The sequence below is a fragment of the Bacillus sp. 5w2 genome (genome assembly GCF_054353775.1).
Window position 1 is genome coordinate 103,066 of sequence record NZ_JBTIWT010000004.1, and the last position, 26,083, is coordinate 129,148.

The window sequence follows — 26,083 nt, forward strand, 5'->3', positions numbered from 1 at the left end:
GTGGGGGACGAATGAAATCTCCACTGATTATAGTTTTGCTTTATATGGGTTATTATGGATAGTTCTATGAGGACATATGCGTATTTTAAATTTTATATTGTATATTTTAAAATTAAACGCTATAATTATAGTGTTAAAGATGGAATCGTGATATGACCTGTTATGAATCTATCGTTTTATTTATGAATAAATGGATTGGTATTTTAGCAAGATGTGCTAATAAACTACTCCACCATGATAATAACGTGCCGAAATGTGGTGCGTATATTTTCGTGGTGGAGTTTTTTTATTCTCAAAAAGGGGGAAAGACCATGAATGACAACATGGTTCATATTACAATTGACGGAAAAAAGTATACAGCGGAGCCTGGTTCAACGATATTGGGCGTTATTAATAAGAACGGGATTGAACATCCGCAAATTTGTTACGTGCCAGAGGTAGATCCTATTCAAACATGTGACACTTGTATTGTAGAAGTTGACGGAAAGTTAATGCGCTCTTGTTCGGCAGTAGCGACGGAAGGTATGAACATTGAACTGGCTTCTGGTCGTGCGAAAGAAGCACAAACAGAGGCGATGGATCGGCTACTAGAAAATCATTTATTATACTGTACAGTATGTGACAACAACAATGGGAACTGTAAATTGCATAATACAGCGGAATTAATGGAGATTGAACATCAAAAATATCCTTACGAACCGAAAGTAGATGTAAGTGAAGTTGATATGACGCATCCATTTTATCGCTACGACCCTAATCAATGTATCGCATGTGGTCAATGTGTAGAGGTGTGTCAAAACTTACAAGTAAATGAAACATTATCTATCGACTGGGAAGCAGAGCGTCCTCGTGTTATTTGGGATAGTGGAGTTGATATCAATGATTCTTCATGCGTGAGCTGTGGTCAATGTGTAACCATTTGTCCTTGTAACGCTTTAATGGAGAAAACGATGCTCGGTGAAGCTGGATTTATGACGGGATTAAAACCAGATATTCTTGAACCGATGGTAGATTTAATTAAAGAAGTTGAGCCTGGATATAGCGGCATTTTTGCGGTATCAGAAGTGGAAGCGGCCATGCGTGATACTCGTACGAAGAAAACGAAAACAGTATGTACATTTTGTGGTGTAGGTTGTTCATTTGAAGTGTGGACGAAAGGGCGTAAAATCCTTAAAGTACAGCCTTCTTCTGATGCGCCAGTTAACGCAATTTCTACTTGTGTAAAAGGGAAATTCGGTTGGGATTTCGTAAATTCTAAAGAACGAATTACGAAACCTTTAATCCGTAAAAATGGAACGTTTGTTGAATCTACATGGGAAGAAGCGTTGAATGTAGTTGCAAGTAAATTAGGATCTATTAAAGAAGAGTATGGTAAAGATGCTATCGGTTTTATTTCTTCATCTAAAATTACGAATGAAGACAATTACGTTATTCAAAAATTAGCTCGACAAGTATTTGAAACGAATAATATTGATAACTGTTCACGTTATTGTCAATCACCAGCGACAGACGGATTATTCCGTACAATTGGTATGGGCGGAGATGCTGGAACGATTAAAGATATCGCACAATCTGGCCTTGTTATTATTGTAGGTTGTAATCCGACAGAAGGTCATCCTGTTTTAGCTACACGTATTAAGCGTGCGCATAAATTACACGGACAAAAATTAATTGTGGCTGATCTTCGTAAAACAGAAATGGCAGAGCGTTCAGACGTCTTTATTAGCCCGAAACAAGGAACAGATCAAGTATGGCTAATGGCTGTTACGAAATATATGATTGATCAAGGCTGGCACGATCAACAATTTATTGATGAGAATGTAAACTTCTTTGAAGATTTCAAAGGTAGTCTTGCAGAATATACACTTGAATATGCAGAAGAAATGACTGGTATTTCAAAAGAAACACTTATTCAAATGGCTGAAATGATTCGTGCTGCAGACGGTACATGTATCCTTTGGGGCATGGGAGTAACGCAAAATACAGGTGGATCTGATACTTCCGCTGCAATTTCAAACTTACTTCTTGCAACAGGTAATTATCGTCGTCCAGGTGCTGGTGCATATCCGCTTCGAGGTCATAATAACGTACAAGGTGCTTGTGATATGGGTACTTTACCAGGATGGCTTCCTGGATATCAACACGTTACGAACGATATGGAACGTGCGAAATTTGAAATGGCTTACGGAGTGAAAATTAATAGTAAACCAGGTCTTAATAATATTGAAATGCTTCATGCAATTGACGAAGGGAAAATGAAGGCTATGTATCTTGTCGGAGAAGATATGGCTCTTGTAGACTCTAATGCGAACCATGTACATGAAGTGTTATCGAGCCTTGAGTTCTTTGTTGTGCAAGATGTTTTCCTTTCTAAAACTGCTCAATATGCAGATGTTGTATTGCCAGCAGCACCGTCTCTTGAAAAAGAAGGTACTTTCACAAATACAGAGCGCCGTGTTCAAAGACTATATCAAGTGCTTCCTACGCTTGGAGATGCGAAGCCAGACTGGTGGATCGTGCAAGAAGTTGCGAATAAATTAGGTGCAAACTGGAGTTATAGTCATCCAAGTGAAATTTTTGCTGAAATGGCAAGTTTATCACCGCTATTTTCACAAGCAAACTATGAAGTACTTGAAGGATGGAATAGTTTCCATTGGGGAAGTTTTGATGGAGCGAATACACCACTACTTTTCCAAGATGGATTTAACTTCCCAGATAAAAAAGCTCGTTTTGCGATTGCTGACTGGGTACGTCCAGCTGAATTCCCAGCGGAGTTTGATCTTCACATTAATAACGGGCGTATGCTTGAGCATTTTCATGAAGGGAATATGACAAATAAATCAACAGGTATTCAAACGAAAGTGCCTGGTGTATTTGTTGAAATTTCTCCAGCACTTGCAAAAGAACGTGGAGTGAAAACAGGTTCATTAGTTCGTCTTATCTCTCCTTTTGGAGCATTAAAATTACGTGCACTCGTTACAGATCGTGTAAAAGCGAATGAGTTATATTTACCAATGAATTCTACAGATAATGAAACGGCAATTAATTTCTTAACAGGTCCTGCTGTGGACGTACGTACGAATACACCTGCTTATAAACAGACAAAAGTGCGTATGGAAGTGCTAGAAGTTGATGGCGAAAATCCGATGCCGAAAGCGAACCCGCGTAATAAAAAACGTCACCCTCAAGCTGGTATTGAGGTACATCGTAAGTGGGCACGTCCAGGGTATGTGCATTTAACGGATAAGTAGGAGGAGAAAAATATGGCTGCACCTATAAAAATGATTCAAAAACAAGAGTTAACTGAGGAAGAAATAAAACAGCAAAAATTAGATGATTTAAAAGAGCTTCTAGCTAATAATGAAGAGGCTTTAAATCAAATGTTTAATATAGTAGGGGAATTGAATGACATCGGAATGCTAGAAGCTGCAAATTCTATGCTAAAGGCGAAAGAACCAATCGCAAAAATAGTTCTCGGTCAAGTGACTCGCGAGCCTGTTACAAATTTAATTAATAATATGATGGGTGCTGCAGGTGCTTTAACAGAACTTGATCCGGAACTTACGAAAAAGCTTATAGGTAGCTTATTAGTAGGGCTAGAAGAAGGTAATGAACACCTAGAGAGTAATAAAAAAGTAGGGGTATTCGATCTTATGAAAGTATTGAAAGATCCAGACATTAACCGTGCCATCGGATTTGGGCTTCATTTCTTAAAAGGTATGGGTAAAGGGTTAAAAGACGAATAAACTTCATGAAGTGAACCTTTTCGCCCAAATGTTTATACAAAATAGTTTGGGCGGAAGGAGCATTTTGGTAAAATATATAATGAAGTAAAATGAGGCTTTTGGGAGGTATAATTGTATGTCAAAAAAAGTACATGAATTTAACGATATGATACGAAAACTTCGAAAGGAACTTTTCGGAAAAGGGCCAGAAAGAATTCATACTGTATTTGCTGAAAATATGGCAATTGCAACACTTTATGGAAACTTAACACCTACTGAAAAATTCATTTCAAGTACGATGGACGGTGCGGAAATGGTTCATATGGCTAGAACGAAAATGATTCAAGAAGTGTATGCTGCAAATTCCCGTGAACATTTGGAGGAACTTGTTGGAGCGAAACTAGTGAATTTGTTTTCAGATATGAAAGTAGAAGAAGATATTGCGGTTTCGGTATTTGTTTTTGATAAAAATATAACGTGAGAGAAGGATACTGATCGTGAAACCGATACAGGTAGAAAGAGAAATCTTTCGTTATGAACAAGGGGCGTTTAAGCATATAGAGGACAGCATTGTAACAGAGTTTCCAGTCACGATTAAAATGAACGGACAGGAGTTTGTTACAATGGTTAGTACTCCAGAATATATAGAAGACATGGTAATAGGCTTCTTAGCATCTGAAGGAATCATCCGGAAGTATGAAGATATTGATGACATATGGGTACAAGAGAAAGAAGGATTTGTACATGTCACGACGACAAAAGTAAATCCGTATTACGAACAAATGCAAAATAAACGTTACATTACTTCATGCTGTGGTATGAGTAGACAAGGGTTTGTTTTTGCAAACGATGCATTAAGTGCAAAGAAAATGAATGGTATCCATGTACAGGTTGGTGTAGGAGATTGTTTTCGATTAATGGAAGACATGCAGCAATCTGCGGAGACGTTTCGTCATACAGGCGGCGTTCATAATGCATCTTTGTGTGACGTGAATGGTATTTTGTTAAGCCGAATGGATATCGGTAGGCATAATGCGCTAGATAAAATTTACGGTTATTGTTTAAAAAACAATATTTCTATAAAAGATAAAATCATTGTTTTTAGTGGTCGTATTTCTTCGGAAATATTATTGAAGGTTGCAAAAATTGGTTGTGAAATTATATTATCAAAATCAGCTCCAACTGAGTTGGCTTTGCAGCTAGCAGAAGAATTAGGTATTACTACGATAGGATTTATTCGGAATGAATCCTTAAATGTATATACGCATCCAGAGCGTATTTTAAATATAAAATAAGTAAAAGCGAGGCAATAAATATGAAATCTGTCACATTAGACAAACTACAACGTCCTTTAAAGGATTTACGTATTTCTGTTACTGATCGCTGTAATTTTCGCTGTCGTTATTGTATGCCAGAAGAAATATTTGGTCCTGATTATTCGTTTTTGTCTAATGATAAAATTTTATCTTTTGATGAGATTGAAAGGATAACACGTATTTTCGTTTCTTTAGGTGTAAGAAAGTTACGAATTACAGGCGGAGAACCGTTACTTCGAAGAGGTCTTCCGCAGCTTATCGAGCGCCTTAATAAAATAGATGGTGTAGAGGATATCGGCTTAACAACCAATGGATCGTTACTTAAAAAGTTTGCTCCTGATTTATATAAGGCGGGTTTATCACGTGTGACAGTTAGCTTAGATTCCTTAGAAGAAGAGCGGTTTTTCTATTTGAATGGTAATAGAAGCAAAGTGCAAAGGGTTCTGGAAGGAATACAGGCTGCAGCTGAAGTTGGTATGAAAATTAAAATAAACATGGTCGTTCAAAAGGGAAAAAATGAACAGGACATCTTGCAGATGGCGCAATACTTTAAAGAAAATAAGCATATTCTTCGATTTATTGAGTATATGGATGTTGGAAATTATAACGGTTGGGAGTTAAAAGAGGTCGTCTCTAAACAAGAAATAGTAGATACGATTCATCAAGTTATGCCATTAGAACGGATAGAAGCGAATTATGCAGGTGAGGTTGCGACTCGCTATCGTTATATTGGAAGTGATGAAGAAATAGGTATTATTTCATCGGTAACAGATTCCTTTTGTTCGTCATGTACGAGAGCCCGTATTTCTGCAGAAGGAAAATTATATACGTGTTTGTTCGCTTCTAAAGGAAATGACTTGAGAGAACTGCTTCGATCTGGATACACTGACGAGGAAATAACATATATCGTACGCGATATATGGAACAACCGAGACGATCGTTATTCAGATGAACGCTTAAGTCATTCAAGTAAAAAAAGAGCACCTAAAATTGAAATGTCACATATTGGTGGCTGATATATAAGAGTGAGATGCTACGATGAAATATATACAAAATGGAAAATGTGCAATGTTTGTAGATTTTCTATTTTATAGTAAAAGTGATGATTGATATCTCTGTAAAAGATGTGCAGAGAAATTAAGCAGCATTCAAAAACCCTTATTTTGAGAAGGTTTTTTGAAGCTGCTTTTTTATTTGGAGAAAATGGAGGAATTAGTAATGGCATTTCATAAACCGGAACAAATTGCTGAGCTTGTAATTGAGGCCGGTGTTCAAAAAGTAAGTCAGACGTTGCCAGCGATGCTTATTCTCGGTTTTTTAGGAGGAGCGTTTATTTCGCTAGGTTTTTTACTTAACATTCGCGTTTTAGGTAATTTACCTGAGCGCTGGGGGAGTTTAGTGAATGTTTTAGGAGGAGCAGTTTTTCCTGTTGGACTCATGCTCGTCGTATTAGCAGGAGGAGAATTAATTACCGGAAATATGATGTCGCTGTCTATGGCGCTATATGCAAAGAAAATTACATTGGTCAGTGTGCTAAATAACTGGATTTGGATTACTTTCATGAATTTTGTAGGAGCTATTTTCGTAGCGTATTGTTTCGGTCATCTTGGCGGATTAACAGAGGGAGATTATTTAAATAAAACGGTAGCGATAGCGGAAGGGAAATTACATGAATCATTTGGGAGAACTTTAATTTTAGCAATTGGTTGTAATTGGCTCGTTTGTCTAGCGCTTTGGCTGGCTTATGGGACGAGTGATTTTGTCGGGAAAATAATCGGAATTTGGATTCCAATTATGGCATTTGTAGTGATTGGATTTCAGCAAGTAGTAGCAAATATGTTTGTCATCTCGGCAGTTATTTTTGCAGGTCATCTGACGTGGATGGATCTTGCTAGAAATTTTGTTCCTGTCTTTATCGGAAATGTAATTGGAGGAGCTGGATTTGTTGGATTTGCTTACTTTGCTTGTTATCAAAAACAACATGCTAATATGAAAAAGAGTTCTTGAGAGGAAGGGTGCGTAATGGCTGAACGGTATTCACGACAACAGTTGTTCAAACCGATTGGGAGTAAAGGGCAAGAAAAAATTCGAAATAAACATGTGTTAATTGTAGGAGCAGGCGCATTAGGAAGTGCAAGTGCCGAAAGTTTCGTACGTGCAGGTATTGGCAAGTTGACGATTATTGATCGTGACTACGTTGAATGGAGTAATTTACAAAGGCAACAATTGTACTCTGAACAAGATGCGAGAGAGAAACTGCCGAAAGCAATTGCTGCTAAAAATCGGTTAGAGCGAATTAATTCGGAAGTACACATAGATGCCTTCGTAATGGATGCAAGTGCAGAAAACATGGAAGACCTATTAAAAAATGTAGATGTAATAATTGATGCAACAGATAATTTTGATATTCGATTTGTAATAAATGATTTATCACAAAAACATAATATTCCTTGGGTATATGGTTCTTGCGTTGGATCGTACGGTATGAGTTATACGGTTATTCCGCAAGAGACACCGTGTTTACATTGTGTGCTGAAGAACGTTCCTGTTACAGGTGTGACATGTGATACCGTCGGAATTATTAGCCCGACTGTTCAAATCGTCGCAGCATATCAAGTGGCGGAAGCACTCAAAATTTTAGTCGGAGATTTCTCGGCAATTAGAAAAACATTTTTCATGTTTGATATATGGAGTAATCAAAACCATTTTATAAAACTAGGGAAAATCAAAACGGACGATTGCCCCTCGTGTGGTTTGAATCGAACTTATCCTTATTTATCATACGAAAACCAAACGAAGGTGGCTGCTTTATGCGGAAGAAATACAGTGCAAATTAGGCCAGTAGAAAATAGAAAGTACGATTTTGACGATATGGAAAAGGTATTAAACAAACTAGGGAAAGTAGAGCGGAATCCGTATTTACTATCTTGCCAACTAGATGATTACCGCGTCGTTATTTTTCGGGATGGTCGTGTTTTCATTCATGGTACAAATGATATTTCGAAAGCGAAACAATTATATTATCGCGTATTCGGTTAATAGAAAGGGTTGTCAATAATGGAAAGAAGAGTGCCAATTACGGTTGAAGAAGCTGTTCGTAAAGTAATGGGATTTGCTAATGAGGGATTAAAGGAGCTACTACCTATTGAATTAGCTTACGGACGTATATTAGCGGAGGAGTTAATAGCTGACCATGATGTACCTTCATTCAATCGTTCACCGTATGACGGTTTTGCTATTAGAGCAGAAGATACGAATTTAGCAAGTTATGAAACGCCAATTGTATTTGAAGTAGTGGGGGGAATTGGCGCAGGATCGCTATTCGATGAGAAAGTAGGTCCGTTTCAAGCTGTTCGAATTATGACGGGAGCGCAAATTCCGAATGGGTGTGATGCGGTTGTTATGTTAGAACTGACTCGTCAATATGAGGAGGCTGGCAACAATTATATGGAATTGAAGCGATCATTCAAAGCAGGCGACAATATTTCTTTTCAAGGTGAAGATGCTTGTAAAGGAACGGTTCTTGCAAAGAAAGGATCATACATTAATCCAGGTATATCAGCGCTTCTTGCTACGTTCGGGTATAACGAGGTGCCAGTGGCGAGAAAGCCTGTAATTGGACTATTAGCGACTGGTAGTGAATTACTGGATGTAAATGATTCATTACAGCCAGGGAAAATCCGAAATAGTAATACGTATATGATATTGTCTCAAATTCGAAGAGCGGGCGGAAGAGTAAAATATTTTGGGAAGTTTAGCGATGATTTTCATACATGTTTCACAGCTGTAAAAGAAGCGTTAAGCCAAGTGGATATGCTCATTACAACAGGCGGTGTATCAGTTGGAGATTATGATTATTTACCAGCTATTTACGAAAAGTTAGGTGCATCGGTTCTTTTCAATAAAGTTGCAATGCGACCAGGAAGTGTTACGACTGTAGCGCAATTAAATGGCAAGTTATTATTTGGTTTATCAGGAAATCCATCAGCTTGTTACGTAGGGTTTGAATTATTTGTAAGGCCTTGTATTCGGACGTATATGTTTAGTGAAAAAGCACATGTGAAAAGAGAAAAAGCGTTATTAGGAGAAGACTTTCTAAAGCCAAATCCATTTACAAGATTTGTACGAGCGAAACTGACATATAACGAAGGCCAGTTAATTGCTTATCCGTCAGGGTTTGATAAATCTAGCTCTGTTTCTTCATTAGCAGAATCGAATGCTTTTATCGTATTGCCAGGCGGGACAAGAGGGTATAAAAAAGATATGTTTGTGGATGTGTTTTTATTGGAAGATAACGAAGGTAGTGAATGGCCTTGGACATTTTGTAAAGTGAGAGGTGGTTCCAATGGGACAAGCGCTATTTGAGATTGTTGATATACCTATTGTAGTTGAAGAAGTAACGAATAAAGTCGCAAGAAGAGAAGCAGGTGCAATTACAACTTTTATTGGCACAGTGAGAGAGTTAACAAAAGGAAAACGAACGCTACATTTAGAGTATGAAGCATATAAACCGATGGCAGTAAAACAACTTATGAGAATTGGGGAAGAAATGAATGAAAAGTGGCCGGACGCAAAAGTAGCAATTACGCACCGAGTAGGACGGCTAGAAATCATGGATATTGCGGTAGTCATTGCAGTTTCATCACCGCATCGTAAAGTAGCTTATGAAGCGAATGAATACGCGATTGAACGTATAAAGCGAATCGTCCCAATATGGAAAAAAGAATTTTGGGAAGATGGAACGATGTGGATTGGAGATCAACTTGAAAATACACCTTATCCAGAAGGAAAACCGAAGAAGGAAGAATGAGAAGATGATTACAATTTTACTGTTCGCAAATTTGCGTGAGGAAGTCGGATTAGATCAATTAGTAATTTCCGAAAAACAAGGAATGACAGTTCAGCAATTAAAAGAATGGCTCGAAGCAAACCATTGTTTACAATCGCTTGATAGAGTGATGGTGGCTGTTAATGAAGAGTTTGTAACGAATGAAGAGATGATAAAAGCTGGAGATGTAGTTGCATTCATTCCGCCTGTTAGTGGAGGGTAATAAGTTTTTTCACCGGATGAAGCGCCAAGAAGATGTTGTATATAAATTAGAATACGAGAAGGGATGAGTTTTATGATTACTCAAGAACAAATAATGAATGCGTTAAAACATGTGGAGGATCCAGAGTTACACAAAAGTATTGTAGAATTAAATATGGTTAGAAATATACAAATGAATGGAACAGAGGTTAAACTTGAAGTAGTGCTAACGATTCAAGGTTGTCCGTTAAAAGCAAAAATTCAACAAGATGTGGAAGAGTCTCTTCAGGCAATTGGTGCATCTAAAGTAGATTTGATATTTGGTTCTATGACACAAGAAGAACGAGCTGCGCTAACAGAGAAGTTAAAGAAAAATAGTAGAACAGAAACTGGTATGCCGAGTATGCTTCGCCCTGACTCAGGGGTACGCTTTATTACTGTAACGAGCGGAAAAGGTGGAGTTGGAAAATCAACGGTGACAATTAATCTTGCTACTGCTTTAGCTCGTATGGGCAAAAAAGTGGGGATATTAGATGCAGATATATATGGTTTTAGCATCCCAGCTATGATGGAAACGACTCAAAAACCAACGATGATTGATCAAACAGCAATTCCAGTCGTGAGTCACGGTGTTAAAATCATGTCGATGGGATTTTTTACGGAAGGAAATAATCCGGTTATGTGGCGTGGGCCAATGTTAAATAAATGGATTCAAAATTTCCTTGCGAATACGCACTGGGGAGAATTAGATTATTTACTTCTTGATTTACCACCTGGTACAGGAGATGTTGCCATTGATGTTGCAGCAATGATCCCGCAGGCGAAAGAAATTATCGTTACAACACCACACAATGTAGCTTCATTCGTAGCATCTAGAGTAGGCGTAATGGCAAAACATACGAAACACGAGATTTTAGGTATTGTGGAAAATATGGCTTATTACGAAGAACAAGATGGATCGAAAAATTATCTGTTCGGAAAAGGGGGCGGCGAAATGTTAGCAGAACAATTGCAAACAGAAGTAATCGCACAAGTACCTTTTGCAAAACGTGAAGAAAATAACGGTTCATCTGTATATGATGAAGATTCTCTTGTTGGAGAAGTGTTTACATCGTTAGCAGAAGATATTATTTATAAAGGATAGAGGAGGGATTTTTATGGCTTGTAATATCGATCATTCTATGGAAGATGTAATGAATAAACTTGAAAGTCAGAAGATTTTTTTACCGGAAGTGATTTTTAAAGAGTTAAAGAGATTTTTGCAACGTAATCATTCACAGGAAATATTAAATGATATCTTTCATCTTCTAAAAAAGTATGACTTAGTTAATGAAGAAGAAAGAGAGACGAGAAATGCGCAATTATTGCTCTTTATAAGATAAATACTCTTTGGCTTTGTTTTTTTACAGGAGGGGTGAATGTAATGGATATGAAAAAGATGATTGAAACGATAGAAGCAACAAAAGTGACTGAAGAAGAATTATCGATTTCTATTTTACATCAAAAGCTTGTGAAGTTATATAGTCAAAAAAATGTTGCTGATTATACAGAGTTATTAAAATATATTTTATCATTATCCGTGCAGATGGAGCTGAATCTCGTATTGAAATATTTTGGTGTGCGCCCGGTTGTTGCTGCGGATGAGCGTATGCAATTTCAAGAGATATTTAAATGCTTAGCTCAGAAAGATGATAATGGGGAATGGTTTCTAAATTTTGTTTCTTTATATGTAGGGCTAATTGTAGTTCTTCAATTTGATGAGAAAGTAATTGAGAGAAGTTTTTTCGATAATATGGTAGTGGGTGAAGGGAATGAAATATAAGATCCTGCTCATAATATCTTTCTATATTAATTGCTTTAACTGCGATTTTAGTTGGTTATGTAAATATGAAGGTAACTAATTAATAAAAAGTGTTCTTCAGTTGTTTCCATCGTTTTTTCATGTTACCATTAAGCGAATTTTTCATAGGGAGAGAAAGCGATGAAATGGATTTATTTTATTATTATTAATGTTATAGCTTTTAGCCTTATGGGGCTTGATAAACGAAAAGCGAAGAAGAAACAGTGGAGAACGCCAGAAAGTACGTTGTTTTTATCAGCGGCAGCTGGGGGAGCAGTTGGTGCTTGGATCGGTATGTATATGTTTCACCATAAAACACATAAAAAGAAATTTGTTTTCGGTATACCGTTACTTGTCGTTATAACAGTATGTTTACTTTTTGCTGTATGAGAAATGTCGAAAGAATCGCAGATTGATTATTGGTAAAGTGAGCACGTGGGACCTTATAATGGAGAAAAATGAGAAGAGGAGAAAAAGGAAGATGGGGAGTCAATCAGCACAGCAAAAAAAAGGGATTATATATGCGGCTGGTGCTTATACGATGTGGGGAATTCTACCAATCTATTGGAAATGGGTTGAGGAAGTTCCGGCAGATGAAATATTAGCACACCGCATCGTTTGGGCGTTCGTTTTTATGTTACTTGTATTAGGTGTTACGAAGAGGTTTCGTCAGTTTATTGGAGAGTTCGTGAATCTTTTTAAACGACCTAAATTATTAATGTCATTAACAATAGCTTCAGTCTTGATTAGCGGAAACTGGTTTGTCTATATATGGGCCGTTAATCATAATCATGTCATTGAAGCAAGTCTTGGATATTATATTAATCCGCTTATTAGTATTTTACTTGGTACAGTTGTTTTAAAGGAAAAGTTAAACTTTTGGCAATATGTTGCAGTTGGTTTAGCTGGAGTAGGGGTTATCATTTTAACAGTGCGTTTCGGATCTATTCCGTGGGTTTCTTTATCACTTGCCTTTTCATTTGGATTATATGGATTAACGAAAAAATTGTTAAATTATGATGCGACAATTGGTCTTACGATGGAAACGATGTTAGTGACGCCGTTTGCAATGATTTATCTCGTTATGACTGGAGCGCATGGATTCGGTTCATTTGGATCTATTTCCATGTTATCAACGTTACTATTAATAGGAGCAGGCATTGTTACAGCATTACCACTTTTTTATTTTGCAAAAGGAGCACAACTTATTCCGCTTTATATGGTAGGGTTTTTACAATATATTGCACCGACGATTAGTTTAATTTTAGGTGTATTCGTATTTGGTGAACATTTCACATCTACTCATATGATGGCATTTTTCTGTATATGGGTTGCATTATTTGTATTCTCAGTAGCGAAAACAAAGTTTTTAGTGCAGAAACAACCGAAATTTATAAAAAATAAATCAGCAAAAGTATCATAATGCGTAGTATTTTCTACGCATTTTTCTTTATACTGATACTATATAGAATTTCCATTATAGCTAGTAGGGAGCTGAGAACGTGGAAACAATTTTACATAATGATCCGCTTATGGCCGCTGTAATTTCATGGTTTTTAGCACAATTAACGAAAGTAGTCTTTAAATTAGTCAAAACGGGTGAATTTGATTTTGCAAAGTTTTTCGCTTCAGGTGGGATGCCAAGTTCTCATGCTTCAACTGTTACAGCACTTGCGACAGGTGTTGGCGTAGTGGAAGGTGTGGAAAGTACCTTATTTGCTATTGCTGCTATCTTTGCAATAATTGTTATGTATGATGCTTCAGGGGTAAGACTTGCAGTAAGTAAACAGGCGAAAATATTGAATGAATTTTTTCACGGTAGACAAACAGAATATAAGAAATTAAATGAACTTGTCGGGCATACACCGTATGAAGTAGTAGTCGGTGCTTTAGTAGGGATAATTGTCGGAGTAGGATATTGTTTATGAGCAGAACATTTTATATGTTCTGCTTTTCTTTGTTTTCATACATATTCAGCTACCTTTTTGAATATCGTTATACGGATTTCGAAAGGGTGGGTGAGTAACTTGTTATTATATGAAAAAGTGCATGAAGAAATAGCGAGAAGAAAAACTGCGCTTCAAACGATGCAACGGCAAGATGGTACGTGGCGGTTTTGTTTTGAAGGGGCTCCATTAACAGATTGTCATATGATTTTTTTATTAAAATTATTAGGTAGAGATAAAGAGATAGAACCGTTTGTAAAAAGATTAGCATCACTTCAAACAAATGAAGGAACGTGGAAATTGTATGAAGATGAAGTGGGTGGTAATTTATCTGCTACAATTCAATCTTATGCTGCCCTACTTGCTTCGGAAACATATACAAAAGAAGATGCGAATATGAAGCGAGCGGAAATGTTTATAAATGAGCGCGGGGGGGTAGCGCGTGCTCATTTTATGACGAAGTTTTTATTAGCAATTCACGGAGAGTATGAATATCCTTCACTCTTTCATTTACCAACGCCAATCATGTTTTTACAGAATGATTCTCCCTTCAGTATATTTGAATTGAGTAGCTCAGCACGTATCCATTTAATTCCGATGATGCTGTGTTTAAATAAAAGATTTCGAGTAGGGAAAAAGTTATTGCCAAATTTAAATCATATTGCGGGCGGAGGCGGAGAATGGTTTCGGGAGGATCGGTCTCCGTTGTTTCAAACGTTATTAGGTGATATGAAACAAATCCTATCATATCCACTTTCGTTACATCATAAAGGATATGAGGAAGTAGAACGTTTTATGAAAAAGCGTATTGATGAAAATGGAACGTTATATAGTTACGCAACTGCCTCGTTTTATATGATTTATGCTTTACTTGCGTTAGGACATTCTCTTCAATCATCAATAATTCAAAATGCTATAACCGGGTTAACATCTTATATATGGAAGGTGGAAAGAGGGAGTCATTTGCAAAACTCTCCTTCAACTGTATGGGATACGGCTTTACTCAGCTATGCGTTACAGGAGGCCCACGTTCCGAAAGATAATAAGATGATTCAACATGCAGCAGCATATTTATTAAAAAAACAGCATACAAAAAAAGCGGATTGGAGCGTACATGCTCCGGCGCTTACTCCAGGAGGTTGGGGCTTTTCGGATGTGAATACGACTATTCCGGATGTTGATGATACAACAGCTGTGCTAAGGGCATTGGCACGAAGTAGAAGAAACGAAAATGTAGATAGTGCTTGGCAGAAAGGAATCAATTGGGTTAAAGGATTACAAAATAATAATGGTGGCTGGGGCGCGTTTGAAAAAGGTGTGACGAGCAATATATTAGCAAATTTACCAATCGAAAATGCAAGCGATATGATTACAGATCCTTCTACACCAGATATTACAGGGAGAGTGTTAGAGTTTTTTGGGACATATGCGCAAAATGAATTGTCTGAAAAACAAAAACAAAGTGCGGTAAATTGGTTAATGAATGTACAAGAGGAAAATGGATCGTGGTTTGGGAAATGGGGTATTTGTTATATATATGGTACGTGGGCTGTTATGACTGGTTTACGGTCACTAGGAATTCCATCTAGCAATCCTTCATTGAAACGAGCAGCTTTATGGCTTGAACATATACAGCATGAAGATGGTGGGTGGGGGGAATCTTGCCACAGTAGTGTGGAGAAAAGGTTTATTACTTTGCCATTCAGTACACCATCCCAAACAGCATGGGCGTTAGATGCTCTCATTTCTTATAATGATACAGAAACACCAGCTATTCGAAAAGGCATTTCATATTTGCTTGCGAATTCTAATGGTAATGAAAAATATCCTACCGGAACAGGTTTACCAGGTGGGTTTTATATTCGTTATCATAGCTATGCATATGTATATCCGCTACTTACTTTTGCACATTATATAAAAAAATATAGAAAATAAACCGAGAGATGTCTCTCGGTTTATTTTGTTGGGTAGTAGGTCCCTGTTGAAAAGAATAAGGTTATGCTTTCCTTATTTTTCGTTTGACTGGCGTTTTTGACGTGCATCAGCGGCATTTGCACGTGCGTTTGCTTCTAAGTCATTGTGGTCAGCGAGCTCACGAGAGAACTCAACATCAATGCCATCAGTAGCTTTGTTTTGTTTGAAATTTTTTTGTTCATTCGACACAATCTCCTTGCACTTTATGCGACGTTGCAAAGTTAGTTTGACACAAATAGACTTTTTTATACAAAGAGGAATTGGAAAGGAAAAAGCCGAAATATACAGTATAAGTAATAGAAATGGGGGATAGGGATGGAATTTTTAAATGGGAAAACAGCTGTTGTAACAGGAGCTGCACAGGGAATTGGAAAAGAGATTGCAAGAGTTTATGCAAAACTAGGGGCTAAAGTATTAATTAGCGATGTAAATGAAGAGAAGCTACAAAAAACGACACGTGAGTTATCGGATGAAGGATATGAAGTGAGCTTATATCGATGTGATGTGAGTAATCAAAATGAAGCGAAGTCGTTAATTGAATATGCGGTTCAAAAATTCGGAACATTACATATATTGGTGAATAATGCTGGGATTACAAGAGATGCAATGTTACATAAAATGGAGAAGTCTGCTTGGGAACAAGTATTACAAGTAAACTTAACTGGTGTTTTTTATTGTATGCAACCAGCACTTCTTTACATGAGACAACAAGGGTATGGACGCATTATTAATATATCTTCAATCAGTAGAGAAGGAAACATAGGTCAAGCAAATTATGCGGCTACAAAGGCAGGAGTTGTAGGTTTAACGAAAACAGCAGCGAAAGAAGTTGGAAGTTTCGGTATTACTTGTAATGCGATTTGTCCCGGGTTTATGGATACAGATATGACAAAAACGATACCAGATAAAGTGAAAGAAAAGATGGTTGGCGCGATTCCAGTTGGTAGAATTGGAACCCCGGAAGATATTGCGAACGCAGCGGCCTTTTTAGCATCAGAATACGCGTCCTATATTACAGGAGAAGTATTAAATGTGAGCGGGGGACTGCAAGTTTAAATGAATACATAATGAAAAGAACCTGACCGGATAGGCCAGGTTCTTTTCATTAGTTTAAGTTGAGCCAAACGCTCTTCACTTCTGTATAGTTATTTAATGCGTAAGATCCCATTTCACGACCAAGACCGGATTGTTTAAATCCTCCAAATGGAGATGCTGCATCAAAGACGTTGTAACAGTTTACCCATACTGTACCTGCACGTACTTTACTTGCAACATAGTGTGCTGTCTTAACATTTTCTGTCCATACACCAGCTGCCAATCCGAATTGTGATTTATTCGCACGTTCAATTACTTCATCAATATCGTTAAACGGTATTGCAGAAATAACTGGACCGAAAATTTCTTCTTTTGCGATCGTCATTTCATCATTTACATCAGCGAATACGGTAGGAGAAACAAAGTAACCGTGATCGAATGGATTACTTCCTCCGCAAAGTACTTCAGCGCCTTCTTCAATCCCTTTTTCAATGTAGCCCATTACACGTTTTTGTTGTTCTTCAGAAACGAGAGGACCAATTGTAGTATCTGGATTTAGGCCAGCACCTTGATTTAGTTTTTTAGAATAGAGGACGAGATCAGCCATGACATTATCATACATTTTCTTCGGAACAAATAAGCGTGATCCAGCAGAGCATACTTGTCCTTGGTTAAACATAACACCAGAAAGTGCACCAGGAATCGCGCGAGATAAATCAGCATCTGGCAAGATGATATTTGGTGATTTACCGCCTAACTCAAGTGTAACGCGTTTTAATGATTCGGATGCTTGTCTCATAATTTGTTTACCGACTGGAGTAGAACCAGTAAATGCAATTTTATCAACGAGTGGATGATTAACGAGAGCTTGTCCAGCTGATTCACCGAACCCAGGTACGATATTAATAACACCTTTCGGGAATCCAGCTTCTTCAATTAATTCAGCTAAGTATAGAGCGGATAGTGGAGTTTGTTCTGCAGGTTTTAAAACGATTGTACATCCTGTAGCAAGTGCCGCTCCCATTTTCCACATTGCCATAAGAAGAGGGAAGTTCCAAGGGATAATTTGACCAACAACACCAACCGCTTCATGGCGTGTATAGTTAAAGTAGTCACCGGAAACAGGAATTGTTTGACCAACGATTTTCGTCGCCCAGCCAGCATAATAGCGCATATGCTCAATTGCAAGTGGTATGTCTGCTGCCATTGTTTCACGGATTGGCTTTCCGTTATCTAACGTCTCAAGCTGTGCAAGCTCTTCTTTATGTTCTTCCATTAAATCAGCTAACTTGTACATAAGACGGCTACGCTCAGCAGTGCTCATACGAGACCAAGGACCTTCGTCAAAAGCCATGCGAGCTGCGACTACAGCTTTATGAATATCTTCGCGACCAGCTTCAGAAACGATGGCAAGTGTTTCGCCAGTTGCTGGGTTAGGTGTTTTAAACGTTTTACCGGAAGCGCTTTCAATGAAGGATCCATTCACATATAACTTTTTCGTACCTTGAAGAAACTTTTCTACCTTTTCATGAAGATTTACAGCTAGTTGACTCATAGTATAACCCCCTTGAAAATATAATGTAAACGCAGTACGAGACGGCGTTTATTCCGAAATCAAGGATGTAGGAACTAGATGGAAAGCCTCTAATTAAAATCATAATTAACAATTACTGAAAATTCAAATTTCATTTGTGTTACAATTGTAAAAAATATGTAATGTAAGAGAATCTTCTATATGATTATAAAAAATCCTGCTTGTTTTTGCTTTCTAGTAGGAAAAACTAGAAGAACAATGGTACAATAATACATCGTGAGAGGAGGGAGGAAATGAAGAATTATCATGATGATCCACGCTTTCGAATCGCCCATAGAGAAGCGTTAATTGGTCTTGGACTTGCTATTATTAATTTTATAATATGGTACGGATTTGCTTATGGGCTTGGTAGTAAAAATCCAAGTGAATATACATATATATTCGGTTTTCCAGCATGGTTTTTTTATAGCTGTATCGTTGGATTTGTCGTTATGGTTATTTTACTTAGTTTAGTTGTTCGTTTTGTATTTCAAGATATTTCACTCGATGAGGAAGAAAAAAGTGAGGAATAATAGATGAATTGGTATGTAATCATTCCAATGATAATTTCATTTATCGTTGTGTTTTTAATTGGTGTATATGCTTCAAGACGCGTACAAGCGACTGCTAATAATAAATTTTTACAAGAATATTTTCTTGGTGGGCGTGAACTTGGCGGTTTATTATTAGCGATGACAATGATTGCTACGTACGGTAGTGCTAGTAGCTTTATTGGTGGTCCAGGTATTGCGTACAATATGGGCCTCGGATGGGTATTATTATCTGCGATTCAAGTTGTAACAGGGTATATCGTTTTAACGGTTATCGGTAAAAAGTTTGCAATTATCGCTAGGAAGATGGAAGCCATTACTCTTATCGATTATTTAAAGGGAAGATACAATAATAAAGCAGTTGTTATACTTTCAGCGTTATGTATTATTATCTTCTTATTTTCAGCAACAGTAGCTCAATGGGTCGGCGGTGGCCGATTAATTGAATCACTAACGGGTCTATCTTATACAACAGCACTATTTTTATTTACTTTTTCTGTACTTGTGTACGTATTAATTGGTGGATTTCGTGCAGTTGCTTTATCAGATACGTTATTAGGAATTATTATGTTAGTTGGAACGACAATCATTTTAATTGCTACTGTCATTGCTGGTGGTGGAATTGAAAAGATTATGCAGGAACTTGTTCAAATCAATCCGAATTTAATTACACCATTCGGAGCAGATGGTAGTTTAACGAAATCATATGTGACATCGTTTTGGATTTTAATTGGAATTGGCGTTGTCGGTTTACCGCAAATTAGTGTGCGTGCCATGTCTTATAAAAATTCAAAAGCGATGCATCAAGCGCTTATAATTGGAACGATTGTTGTAGGTACAATTATGATCGGTATGCATTTAACGGGTGTATTTGCAAGAGTCGTACTTCCGGGTATAACGGTACCAGATAAAGTAATGCCGCTACTCGCGATGGAAGTGTTGCCACCTTGGTTAGCGGGAGTTTTCTTGGCTGCACCAATGGCAGCGATTATGTCTACAGTAAACTCGCTATTGTTACTTGTAAGTTCGTCAATCATTAAAGATATATACGTAAATTACATAAATAAAGATGCGGCAGACAGTACGATTAGAAAAGGAAGTTTATGGATTACTGCTATCGTAGGACTGCTCGTTTATGCAGCAGCAATTAAACCACCAGATTTTTTAATATGGTTAAATTTATTTTCTTTCGGTGGATTAGAAGCAGCATTCATTTGGCCAATCGTATTAGGGTTATATTGGAGTAAAGGAAATGCAAGAGGAGCGCTGGCCTCTATTTTAGTTGGGGTAGGCTCATATATGTGCATTCATCTTCTCTATCCAAATCCGTTCGGTATACATACAGTTGTCTTCCCGATTTGTTTTGCGTTTATCGCTTATATCATTGGAAGTATGAGTGTTGTGAAGAAAAACAGTATAGGTTAGATGAAGAACGTAGTCCTTATAGGACTGCGTTTTTTCGTGTAAATTTGTTCTTTTTTATTCTGTATACCTATTGCTATTCATAAATTAATAACAATTGAGGGGGATGGAGTTGAGGTCGATGAAAAAAATATTATTTTTAGGAGACCCGGGAATTGATGACTCTTTAGCAATTATGTATGGATTGTTGCATCCTGATATTGATATTGTCGGCGTAGTAACGGGATATGGAAATGTAACGCAAGAAAAGGCAACGAGTAATGCGGCATATTTATTGCAAATGGCAGGAAGGGAAGATATACCTGTTATTAATGGTGCGAAAATTCCTTTATCCGGAGATGTTATAACGTATTATCCAGAAATTCATGGAGCAGACGGTTTAGGACCAATTAAACCTCCAAAAGCTTTTTCACCAAATATAAAACCTTTTTGTGCATTTTTTGATATTCTTGAAAAGTATAAAGGAGAATTAATCATTGTTGATGCGGGAAGGTCAACGACACTAGCGACAGCATTTATTTTAGAAAAGCCGATGATGAAGTATGTGAAAGAATATTATATAATGGGTGGTGCTTTTTTAATGCCCGGCAATGTGACACCAGTCGCAGAGGCGAATTTTCATGGTGATCCGATTGCGTCACAATTAGTGATGCAAAATGCCAAGAATGTGACATTAGTGCCACTGAACGTTACATCTGAAGCTATTATTACGCCGGAGATGGTAAAATATATTACGAAACACTCTAAAACGAGTTTTAATAAGTTAATTGAACCGATATTTACGTATTATTATAAAGCTTATAAAAAGTTAAACCCGAAAATAACAGGTAGTCCAGTACATGACGTTGTTACAATGATGGTTGCGGCGAATCCGTCTATTTTGGATTATGTGTACCGTCGTGTTGATGTAGATACAGTTGGAATTGCAAAGGGAGAGAGTATTGCTGATTTCCGTCCTCAACCTGACTCGAAAGCTTTAAAAAATTGGGTGCGAATTGGATGGTCATTACATTATAAAAAATTTCTCGAAGACTTCGTGAAAATTATGACGTAGACATAATGGGAGAATACAAGTTAAAATAATGGAGATGGTTACTAAAATAATCATCTCCATTATTTTGTTTGTAAGAGATAGATAGAGAAGAGTTACACAATAGGAGAGGAATTTTACTTGAAAAAAACTATAGTATGCGCAGTAATTGTGGGTATTTTCGTTTTGCTAATATCGGGTAATTTTTTAGTGAAAAAAGTGTGGAGTTCAAATAATGATGATGCGCAGTATATCGCATCCTTTATTGAAGAACATAAAGATGAAAAAAATAGTGCGCTTCTAGTAAAGAGAAATGATAAAGTTGTTTATTCTGTTAATCCAAATGTTGTATTGCCAGTTGCTAGTACGATGAAGTTAATTGTGGCGCTTGAATATACGAAACAAGTTACCGAAGGGAAAATTGATCCGTCTAGTTTCGTTTCCATTAATGATGTAAATCGCTATTATGTGCCGAATACAGATGGTGGTGCACAAGATAGATGGCAAAGGTATTTGCAAAAGACAGACAAGATAACAGAAGGAGCAGTTTCTTTAGAAGAAGTAGCAAAAGGAATGGTTAAGTTTAGTTCGAATGCAAATGCTGAATATTTGATGGAAGTGTTAGGATTAGATAATATTAATCGGAATTTACAAAGTTTATCGCTTCCAGCACATCAGCCGCTATTTCCGATTGTTTCATCTTTATACATCCCTGGATATTTGCATAAAGAACTACATGTTCCGAAATATAAAATAGAGAAAAAGTTAAAAGAAATGTCCCAAGAGCAATATCGTGAATATGCGATGATTATTCATGAACGCTTAAAAAAGAAGGGACCATTATTACAGAAGGAAATTCCTCTTTATTTAGAGGAACGTTACGATAAAATTTGGTCAGATCGTTTACCAGCAGCTTCTGCAAACGATTATATGGTACTGCTTCAAAAGGCAAATCATAAAGGTGGCCTGACAGACGCCGAAGAAAAAGTGTGGGCTAATATCGTTGAAACAGATATGAGTGCTAAGAAATACCGTAAAACATTTAGACATGCAGGGCAAAAAAATGGCTATACGCCATGGACAGTTACAAAAGCAGTTTATGCGATGGATAAACGCGGGAACTGTACAGAAATAGTGTTCTTAGCAAATGATTTAAATGAGGACGACAGTGCAGAAATACGGAAACATTTAGCAAACTTACATTTTCAAGTGTTGCAAAGTGATAAGTATGATGCGACCTTTATTAAATAAACTCGGTGCAGAGAGCACCGAGTTTATTTTTATGTACAAGCACTTTTTCGCCATCACTGGGTATGATGGGTAGTAGTACTTAGGGGAGAGGGGAAAAGGTGATGAAACAAAGTAAAGAAGAATTTATAAAGAGTGAAGGCGCTGATTTCCCTGGGAAAACATATGTGAATTGCGTATTACAACATGTATTTGATTTTCAACGAAATTACTTATTGAAAGATATGTTTCAAGTGCATAAAGCGCATATTGCGATGCTAACTGAAGAAAAGTTAATGAAACAGGAAGAAGCTAAAGTTATATTACACGCACTAAAAAAGATAGAGGGAATTCCAAAAGATCAATTGCTATATACAGAGCAGCATGAAGATCTCTTTTTTTTAGTGGAACATTTAATTTCTCAAGAGGCGAAATGCGATTTTGTCAGTAATATGCATATTGGTAGAAGTAGAAATGATATGGGTGTAACGATGTATCGCATGAGTTTAAGACAATATGTACTACGATTAATGGAACATCATTTGTTATTGCAAGAAAGTGTATTGCAACTCGCTGCTGATCATAAGGAAACGATTATGCCAGCTTATACGCATACACAACCAGCGCAGCCAACAACATTTGGTCATTATACGTTAGCGATTTATGATACGATGCAAAGAGATTTAGAACGAATGAAACGAACGTACAAACTTTTAAATCAGTCTCCAATGGGAGCCGCCGCTCTATCTACAACAAGTTTCCCAATTAAACGAGAGCGAGTTGCCTATTTACTTGGATTTACAAATGTAATCGAGAACTCATATGATGCTGTTGCTGGAGCGGATTATTTATTAGAAGTTAGCTCGTTACTTATGGTAATTATGACGAATACGAGTAGATGGATTCATGACTTCTTATTATTAGCGACGAAAGAATATGATGGTATTACTGTTGCAAAGCCATATGTACAAATTAGTAGTATTATGCCCCAAAAGCGAAATCCAGTTTCAATTGAACACGCCCGTGCGATTACGAGTAGTGCTTTAGGGGAAGCATTTACAGTATTTCAAATGATTCATAATACACCATTTGGTGATATTGTTGATACGGAAGATGATTTGCAGCCGTATTTATATAAAGGAATTGAAAAGACTATTCGTGTTTTTTGTATTATGAATGCAGTCATTCGAACGATGAAAGTAGAAGAAGAAACGTTGAAAAAACGTTCCTATAAACATGCAATTACGATAACTGATTTCGCAGATGTATTAACAAAAAACTATGACATTCCATTTCGGCAAGCTCATCATGCAGCAAGTGTTATTGCGAATATGTCATTGGAGCAGCAAAAGGAGTTGCATGAATTACATTTCAAAGATGTAAATATATACTTACAAGAAAAATTTAAAATACATTTGTCAGAAAAAGAGTGGGAAGAAATTGTATCACCAGAAGCTTTTATTCAAAAAAGAAAGGTATATGGTGGACCGAGTAAAAAAGAAATGGAGCGTATGATTAAAAATCGAAAAGAGTCATTTCGAAAAGAAGAAGAGGTATTTGAAAAGGAAAAAAAGAGAATTTTACAAGCTGAAAATGATTTAAATACGTTAACTTTGAATATTATTGAATCGTAAAAGAGGAATTTAATGAATTAATCGCCAATACTTAATGAAACTATAAATAGAGAGAAGAGATTGTCGATGATTCAATTACATGTATGTGAAGAGATTCTTACTTTTAAAGAAGAGGTTATACCATTTTTAGAGAAGCATGAGCAGGAAAATAATCTCATATTAGGTGTATTACAAATGGTCCAAGAACCGATATTTATGGGGGTAGCAAAACAAGAGGAAGAAATAGCAGTTGTATTTCTTCAAACAGAAGAAAAGAAACAAATAATTGTTGCTACGTCTGAAATTACGGAAGAGGCCATAGTGGAACTTGCAAAAAAATTAACGAAAGTATATCCAGATGTTCCTGGATTAATCGGTAATAAGAAAATTGTACAGAAATTAGCGCAAGAAATTGCGGTGTTAGAAAATAAGAAAACGAATGTTGCAATGGAGCAAGGTATATATGAATTAAAACAAGTAAAGAAAAAGTGGAACGGAGATGGAATCTTTCGAGAAGTAAGTAGTGATGAGCTAACGTTAATAGAACAGTGGATATATCAATTCTGCGAAGATGTGAATCTTCCTACTACGAAAGAAGAAGCGAAACAAACCGCCCATACATTAATTACTAATCGTCGTCTATTTGCTCTAGAAGTAGACGGAGAGCTTGTTTCTGTAGCTGCAAAAACGAGACCAACTACAAACAATATAACAGTTAATTTCGTATATACACCGAAAGAAGCGCGGAACAAAGGGTATGCATCTAGCTGTGTCGCTGCACTTAGCCAACGTATGTTAGACGAAGGTTACAAAACAACGACATTATATACGGACCTGGCAAATCCAACATCAAATAAAATTTATCAAGAGATTGGTTATGAACAAATTGCGGAGTCTGTACTCATATTTTTAGAGAAGTAGAACAAAAAGGCGTGCTAAAATAGTACGCCTTTTTGTTACTCATCAATCCGAATGACTTCACCTTGCGGGAAATTCTCAGTTTCTAGTAAGCTACGAATAGCTTTCGCAACGTATTCAGGTGATAGTAGTTTTCCTTCTTCTTTTAGTGCGATGAAGCGGTCTAAATTGATGAAGTCTTCTTTATTTGTGTCGCGAATTTGTGCTTGCATACTTGTATCAACAACACCAGGTGCAAAAGCGACGATTTTTACGGGATATTCTTTTTCTACTTCTTCGGTTGCTACACACTGTGTAAACATATTTACGCCAGCTTTCGTTGTACAATAAGCGCCCCATCCAAAATAAGGATTTTTTCCTGCACCAGATGAAATATTTATAACACGTTTATCTACTTTCCAGTCTTTCGTATGTTTCATGAAAGTGGAGGTAAGAATCATCGGTGCAAGTAAGTTAATTTGAACGTTCGTAATGAATTGTTCGCTTTCAGCTTTTTCTATTGGTTTCATTGGTGCGAGTGTACCAGCGTTATTAATTAAATGAATAGACGATACTGTGTCTTCTTGAATAGATGAAATGATTTCGTTAAAGTTCGTTTCTAAATTATGTACATCTTGAAGATCTAAGGAGTGGAAAACACAGTTGCTGTTATATTGTTCTGCGAGTTTCGTAAGCTCTTTATTTTCTTTTCTAGAAATAGAGATGATACTCGTATTTTCTTCTAACAATTGCGCGGCGATTGCCTCACCTAAACCTTGTGAAGTTCCTGTTACGATAACATAGCGCATAGTGTAGTAAGCTCCTCTCGTATGTGCGGAATTTTGTTGGACAAAGTACATTGCATAGTTTGTCTACATTTTATAGTATAGAGCACTTTTTACTAT

At 36.9% G+C, this 26,083-nt stretch carries 27 protein-coding genes; 24 read left to right on the forward strand and 3 right to left on the reverse strand.

The window, feature by feature from the left end; translation table 11 throughout:
* Positions 1–311 precede the first annotated feature (311 nt).
* The 17 genes from fdhF (at position 312) to ACXY7N_RS10395 (ending at position 15,791) form a co-directional block, all read left to right on the forward strand.
* Complete coding sequence (gene fdhF / locus ACXY7N_RS10315) at positions 312–3,251, forward strand: formate dehydrogenase subunit alpha (RefSeq protein WP_088084088.1); 2,940 nt, start codon at positions 312–314, stop codon at positions 3,249–3,251.
* A gap of 12 nt (positions 3,252–3,263) precedes the next feature.
* Positions 3,264–3,746, forward strand: coding sequence for a helical membrane plugin domain-containing protein (locus tag ACXY7N_RS10320; protein ID WP_000729894.1), 483 nt, complete (start codon positions 3,264–3,266; stop codon positions 3,744–3,746).
* A 115-nt stretch (positions 3,747–3,861) separates the two neighbouring features.
* Complete coding sequence (locus ACXY7N_RS10325; protein ID WP_000039582.1) at positions 3,862–4,206, forward strand: Na-translocating system protein MpsC family protein; 345 nt, start codon at positions 3,862–3,864, stop codon at positions 4,204–4,206.
* A 16-nt stretch (positions 4,207–4,222) separates the two neighbouring features.
* Positions 4,223–5,020 (forward strand): formate dehydrogenase accessory sulfurtransferase FdhD, encoded by a 798-nt coding sequence (gene fdhD, locus ACXY7N_RS10330; protein ID WP_016135120.1) that lies wholly within the window; start codon positions 4,223–4,225, stop codon positions 5,018–5,020.
* A gap of 20 nt (positions 5,021–5,040) precedes the next feature.
* The gene (gene moaA, locus ACXY7N_RS10335; protein WP_016135119.1) at positions 5,041–6,057 is read left to right on the forward strand and encodes a GTP 3',8-cyclase MoaA; all 1,017 of its coding nucleotides are present in this window, start codon (positions 5,041–5,043) and stop codon (positions 6,055–6,057) included.
* Positions 6,058–6,259: 202 nt separating this feature from the next.
* On the forward strand, positions 6,260–7,048 hold the full coding sequence (locus ACXY7N_RS10340) for a formate channel (protein ID WP_016086856.1): 789 nt from the start codon (positions 6,260–6,262) through the stop codon (positions 7,046–7,048).
* Positions 7,049–7,063: 15 nt separating this feature from the next.
* Positions 7,064–8,080 (forward strand): molybdopterin-synthase adenylyltransferase MoeB, encoded by a 1,017-nt coding sequence (locus ACXY7N_RS10345; protein ID WP_016135118.1) that lies wholly within the window; start codon positions 7,064–7,066, stop codon positions 8,078–8,080.
* An 18-nt stretch (positions 8,081–8,098) separates the two neighbouring features.
* Entirely contained in the window at positions 8,099–9,406 is a 1,308-nt protein-coding gene (gene moeA, locus ACXY7N_RS10350; RefSeq protein WP_016135117.1) for a molybdopterin molybdotransferase MoeA, read from the forward strand.
* The gene (moaE, locus tag ACXY7N_RS10355) at positions 9,387–9,851 is read left to right on the forward strand and encodes a molybdopterin synthase catalytic subunit MoaE (RefSeq protein ID WP_088084084.1); all 465 of its coding nucleotides are present in this window, start codon (positions 9,387–9,389) and stop codon (positions 9,849–9,851) included. Before moeA ends, moaE begins: the two co-directional genes overlap by 20 nt.
* 4 nt (positions 9,852–9,855) lie before the next feature.
* Positions 9,856–10,092 carry a molybdopterin converting factor subunit 1 gene (gene moaD, locus ACXY7N_RS10360; protein WP_098486168.1) on the forward strand — a complete coding sequence of 79 codons (237 nt, stop codon included), beginning with the start codon at positions 9,856–9,858 and terminating at the stop codon, positions 10,090–10,092.
* A 72-nt stretch (positions 10,093–10,164) separates the two neighbouring features.
* Positions 10,165–11,214: a P-loop NTPase gene (locus tag ACXY7N_RS10365; protein WP_016086861.1), complete on the forward strand. Its 1,050-nt coding sequence runs from the start codon at positions 10,165–10,167 to the stop codon at positions 11,212–11,214.
* A 13-nt stretch (positions 11,215–11,227) separates the two neighbouring features.
* Positions 11,228–11,452, forward strand: coding sequence for a hypothetical protein (locus ACXY7N_RS10370; protein WP_488592386.1), 225 nt, complete (start codon positions 11,228–11,230; stop codon positions 11,450–11,452).
* Between the two features lie 41 nt (positions 11,453–11,493).
* Positions 11,494–11,892: a hypothetical protein gene (locus tag ACXY7N_RS10375; RefSeq protein WP_016086863.1), complete on the forward strand. Its 399-nt coding sequence runs from the start codon at positions 11,494–11,496 to the stop codon at positions 11,890–11,892.
* 159 nt (positions 11,893–12,051) lie between these two features.
* Positions 12,052–12,300 carry a DUF1294 domain-containing protein gene (locus ACXY7N_RS10380; RefSeq protein WP_016086864.1) on the forward strand — a complete coding sequence of 83 codons (249 nt, stop codon included), beginning with the start codon at positions 12,052–12,054 and terminating at the stop codon, positions 12,298–12,300.
* A gap of 91 nt (positions 12,301–12,391) precedes the next feature.
* Positions 12,392–13,333, forward strand: a complete 942-nt coding sequence (gene rarD / locus ACXY7N_RS10385) for an EamA family transporter RarD (protein WP_016086865.1) — start codon at positions 12,392–12,394, stop codon at positions 13,331–13,333.
* Positions 13,334–13,412: 79 nt separating this feature from the next.
* The gene (locus ACXY7N_RS10390) at positions 13,413–13,838 is read left to right on the forward strand and encodes a divergent PAP2 family protein (RefSeq protein WP_016086866.1); all 426 of its coding nucleotides are present in this window, start codon (positions 13,413–13,415) and stop codon (positions 13,836–13,838) included.
* 99 nt (positions 13,839–13,937) lie between these two features.
* A complete protein-coding gene (locus tag ACXY7N_RS10395) occupies positions 13,938–15,791 on the forward strand; it encodes a terpene cyclase/mutase family protein (protein ID WP_488592387.1) in 1,854 nt (617 codons plus the stop codon).
* Between the two features lie 72 nt (positions 15,792–15,863).
* On the opposite strand, the gene ACXY7N_RS10400 is transcribed toward ACXY7N_RS10395, so the two are convergent.
* Entirely contained in the window at positions 15,864–16,019 is a 156-nt protein-coding gene (locus ACXY7N_RS10400; RefSeq protein ID WP_488592388.1) for a YfhD family protein, read from the reverse strand.
* Positions 16,020–16,145: 126 nt separating this feature from the next.
* Here ACXY7N_RS10400 and fabG point away from each other — a divergent pair, with 126 nt between their 5' ends.
* Positions 16,146–16,886, forward strand: coding sequence for a 3-oxoacyl-ACP reductase FabG (gene fabG / locus ACXY7N_RS10405; protein WP_016086869.1), 741 nt, complete (start codon positions 16,146–16,148; stop codon positions 16,884–16,886).
* Between the two features lie 49 nt (positions 16,887–16,935).
* Here the strand turns inward: fabG and dhaS are convergent, their stop codons facing one another.
* Entirely contained in the window at positions 16,936–18,420 is a 1,485-nt protein-coding gene (dhaS, locus tag ACXY7N_RS10410) for an aldehyde dehydrogenase DhaS (RefSeq protein WP_016086870.1), read from the reverse strand.
* A 272-nt stretch (positions 18,421–18,692) separates the two neighbouring features.
* Here dhaS and ACXY7N_RS10415 point away from each other — a divergent pair, with 272 nt between their 5' ends.
* From ACXY7N_RS10415 to ACXY7N_RS10440, 6 genes are all read left to right on the forward strand, one after another.
* Positions 18,693–18,971 carry a YhdT family protein gene (locus tag ACXY7N_RS10415; RefSeq protein WP_016086871.1) on the forward strand — a complete coding sequence of 93 codons (279 nt, stop codon included), beginning with the start codon at positions 18,693–18,695 and terminating at the stop codon, positions 18,969–18,971.
* A 3-nt stretch (positions 18,972–18,974) separates the two neighbouring features.
* The gene (gene panF / locus ACXY7N_RS10420; protein ID WP_088084081.1) at positions 18,975–20,414 is read left to right on the forward strand and encodes a sodium/pantothenate symporter; all 1,440 of its coding nucleotides are present in this window, start codon (positions 18,975–18,977) and stop codon (positions 20,412–20,414) included.
* A gap of 118 nt (positions 20,415–20,532) precedes the next feature.
* On the forward strand, positions 20,533–21,465 hold the full coding sequence (locus ACXY7N_RS10425; protein WP_088084080.1) for a nucleoside hydrolase: 933 nt from the start codon (positions 20,533–20,535) through the stop codon (positions 21,463–21,465).
* Between the two features lie 117 nt (positions 21,466–21,582).
* Positions 21,583–22,692 (forward strand): serine hydrolase, encoded by a 1,110-nt coding sequence (locus tag ACXY7N_RS10430; protein WP_088084079.1) that lies wholly within the window; start codon positions 21,583–21,585, stop codon positions 22,690–22,692.
* Between the two features lie 101 nt (positions 22,693–22,793).
* Positions 22,794–24,302, forward strand: a complete 1,509-nt coding sequence (gene argH, locus ACXY7N_RS10435; protein WP_088084078.1) for an argininosuccinate lyase — start codon at positions 22,794–22,796, stop codon at positions 24,300–24,302.
* 66 nt (positions 24,303–24,368) lie between these two features.
* Complete coding sequence (locus ACXY7N_RS10440) at positions 24,369–25,202, forward strand: GNAT family N-acetyltransferase (RefSeq protein ID WP_088084077.1); 834 nt, start codon at positions 24,369–24,371, stop codon at positions 25,200–25,202.
* A gap of 35 nt (positions 25,203–25,237) precedes the next feature.
* Here the strand turns inward: ACXY7N_RS10440 and ACXY7N_RS10445 are convergent, their stop codons facing one another.
* Complete coding sequence (locus ACXY7N_RS10445) at positions 25,238–25,987, reverse strand: (S)-benzoin forming benzil reductase (RefSeq protein WP_088084076.1); 750 nt, start codon at positions 25,985–25,987, stop codon at positions 25,238–25,240.
* Between the last annotated feature and the right edge of the window lie 96 nt (positions 25,988–26,083).

Coding starts and splice junctions, on each gene's coding strand:
- fdhF (WP_088084088.1), top strand. CDS start 312: ATGAATGACAACATGGTTCATATTACAATTGACGGAAAAAAGTATACA.
- ACXY7N_RS10320 (WP_000729894.1), top strand. CDS start 3,264: ATGGCTGCACCTATAAAAATGATTCAAAAACAAGAGTTAACTGAGGAA.
- ACXY7N_RS10325 (WP_000039582.1), top strand. CDS start 3,862: ATGTCAAAAAAAGTACATGAATTTAACGATATGATACGAAAACTTCGA.
- moaA (WP_016135119.1), top strand. CDS start 5,041: ATGAAATCTGTCACATTAGACAAACTACAACGTCCTTTAAAGGATTTA.
- ACXY7N_RS10340 (WP_016086856.1), top strand. CDS start 6,260: ATGGCATTTCATAAACCGGAACAAATTGCTGAGCTTGTAATTGAGGCC.
- ACXY7N_RS10345 (WP_016135118.1), top strand. CDS start 7,064: ATGGCTGAACGGTATTCACGACAACAGTTGTTCAAACCGATTGGGAGT.
- moeA (WP_016135117.1), top strand. CDS start 8,099: ATGGAAAGAAGAGTGCCAATTACGGTTGAAGAAGCTGTTCGTAAAGTA.
- moaE (WP_088084084.1), top strand. CDS start 9,387: ATGGGACAAGCGCTATTTGAGATTGTTGATATACCTATTGTAGTTGAA.
- moaD (WP_098486168.1), top strand. CDS start 9,856: ATGATTACAATTTTACTGTTCGCAAATTTGCGTGAGGAAGTCGGATTA.
- ACXY7N_RS10365 (WP_016086861.1), top strand. CDS start 10,165: ATGATTACTCAAGAACAAATAATGAATGCGTTAAAACATGTGGAGGAT.
- ACXY7N_RS10370 (WP_488592386.1), top strand. CDS start 11,228: ATGGCTTGTAATATCGATCATTCTATGGAAGATGTAATGAATAAACTT.
- ACXY7N_RS10375 (WP_016086863.1), top strand. CDS start 11,494: ATGGATATGAAAAAGATGATTGAAACGATAGAAGCAACAAAAGTGACT.
- ACXY7N_RS10380 (WP_016086864.1), top strand. CDS start 12,052: ATGAAATGGATTTATTTTATTATTATTAATGTTATAGCTTTTAGCCTT.
- rarD (WP_016086865.1), top strand. CDS start 12,392: ATGGGGAGTCAATCAGCACAGCAAAAAAAAGGGATTATATATGCGGCT.
- fabG (WP_016086869.1), top strand. CDS start 16,146: ATGGAATTTTTAAATGGGAAAACAGCTGTTGTAACAGGAGCTGCACAG.
- dhaS (WP_016086870.1), bottom strand. CDS start 18,420: ATGAGTCAACTAGCTGTAAATCTTCATGAAAAGGTAGAAAAGTTTCTT.
- ACXY7N_RS10415 (WP_016086871.1), top strand. CDS start 18,693: ATGAAGAATTATCATGATGATCCACGCTTTCGAATCGCCCATAGAGAA.
- panF (WP_088084081.1), top strand. CDS start 18,975: ATGAATTGGTATGTAATCATTCCAATGATAATTTCATTTATCGTTGTG.
- ACXY7N_RS10425 (WP_088084080.1), top strand. CDS start 20,533: ATGAAAAAAATATTATTTTTAGGAGACCCGGGAATTGATGACTCTTTA.
- argH (WP_088084078.1), top strand. CDS start 22,794: ATGAAACAAAGTAAAGAAGAATTTATAAAGAGTGAAGGCGCTGATTTC.
- ACXY7N_RS10440 (WP_088084077.1), top strand. CDS start 24,369: ATGATTCAATTACATGTATGTGAAGAGATTCTTACTTTTAAAGAAGAG.
- ACXY7N_RS10445 (WP_088084076.1), bottom strand. CDS start 25,987: ATGCGCTATGTTATCGTAACAGGAACTTCACAAGGTTTAGGTGAGGCA.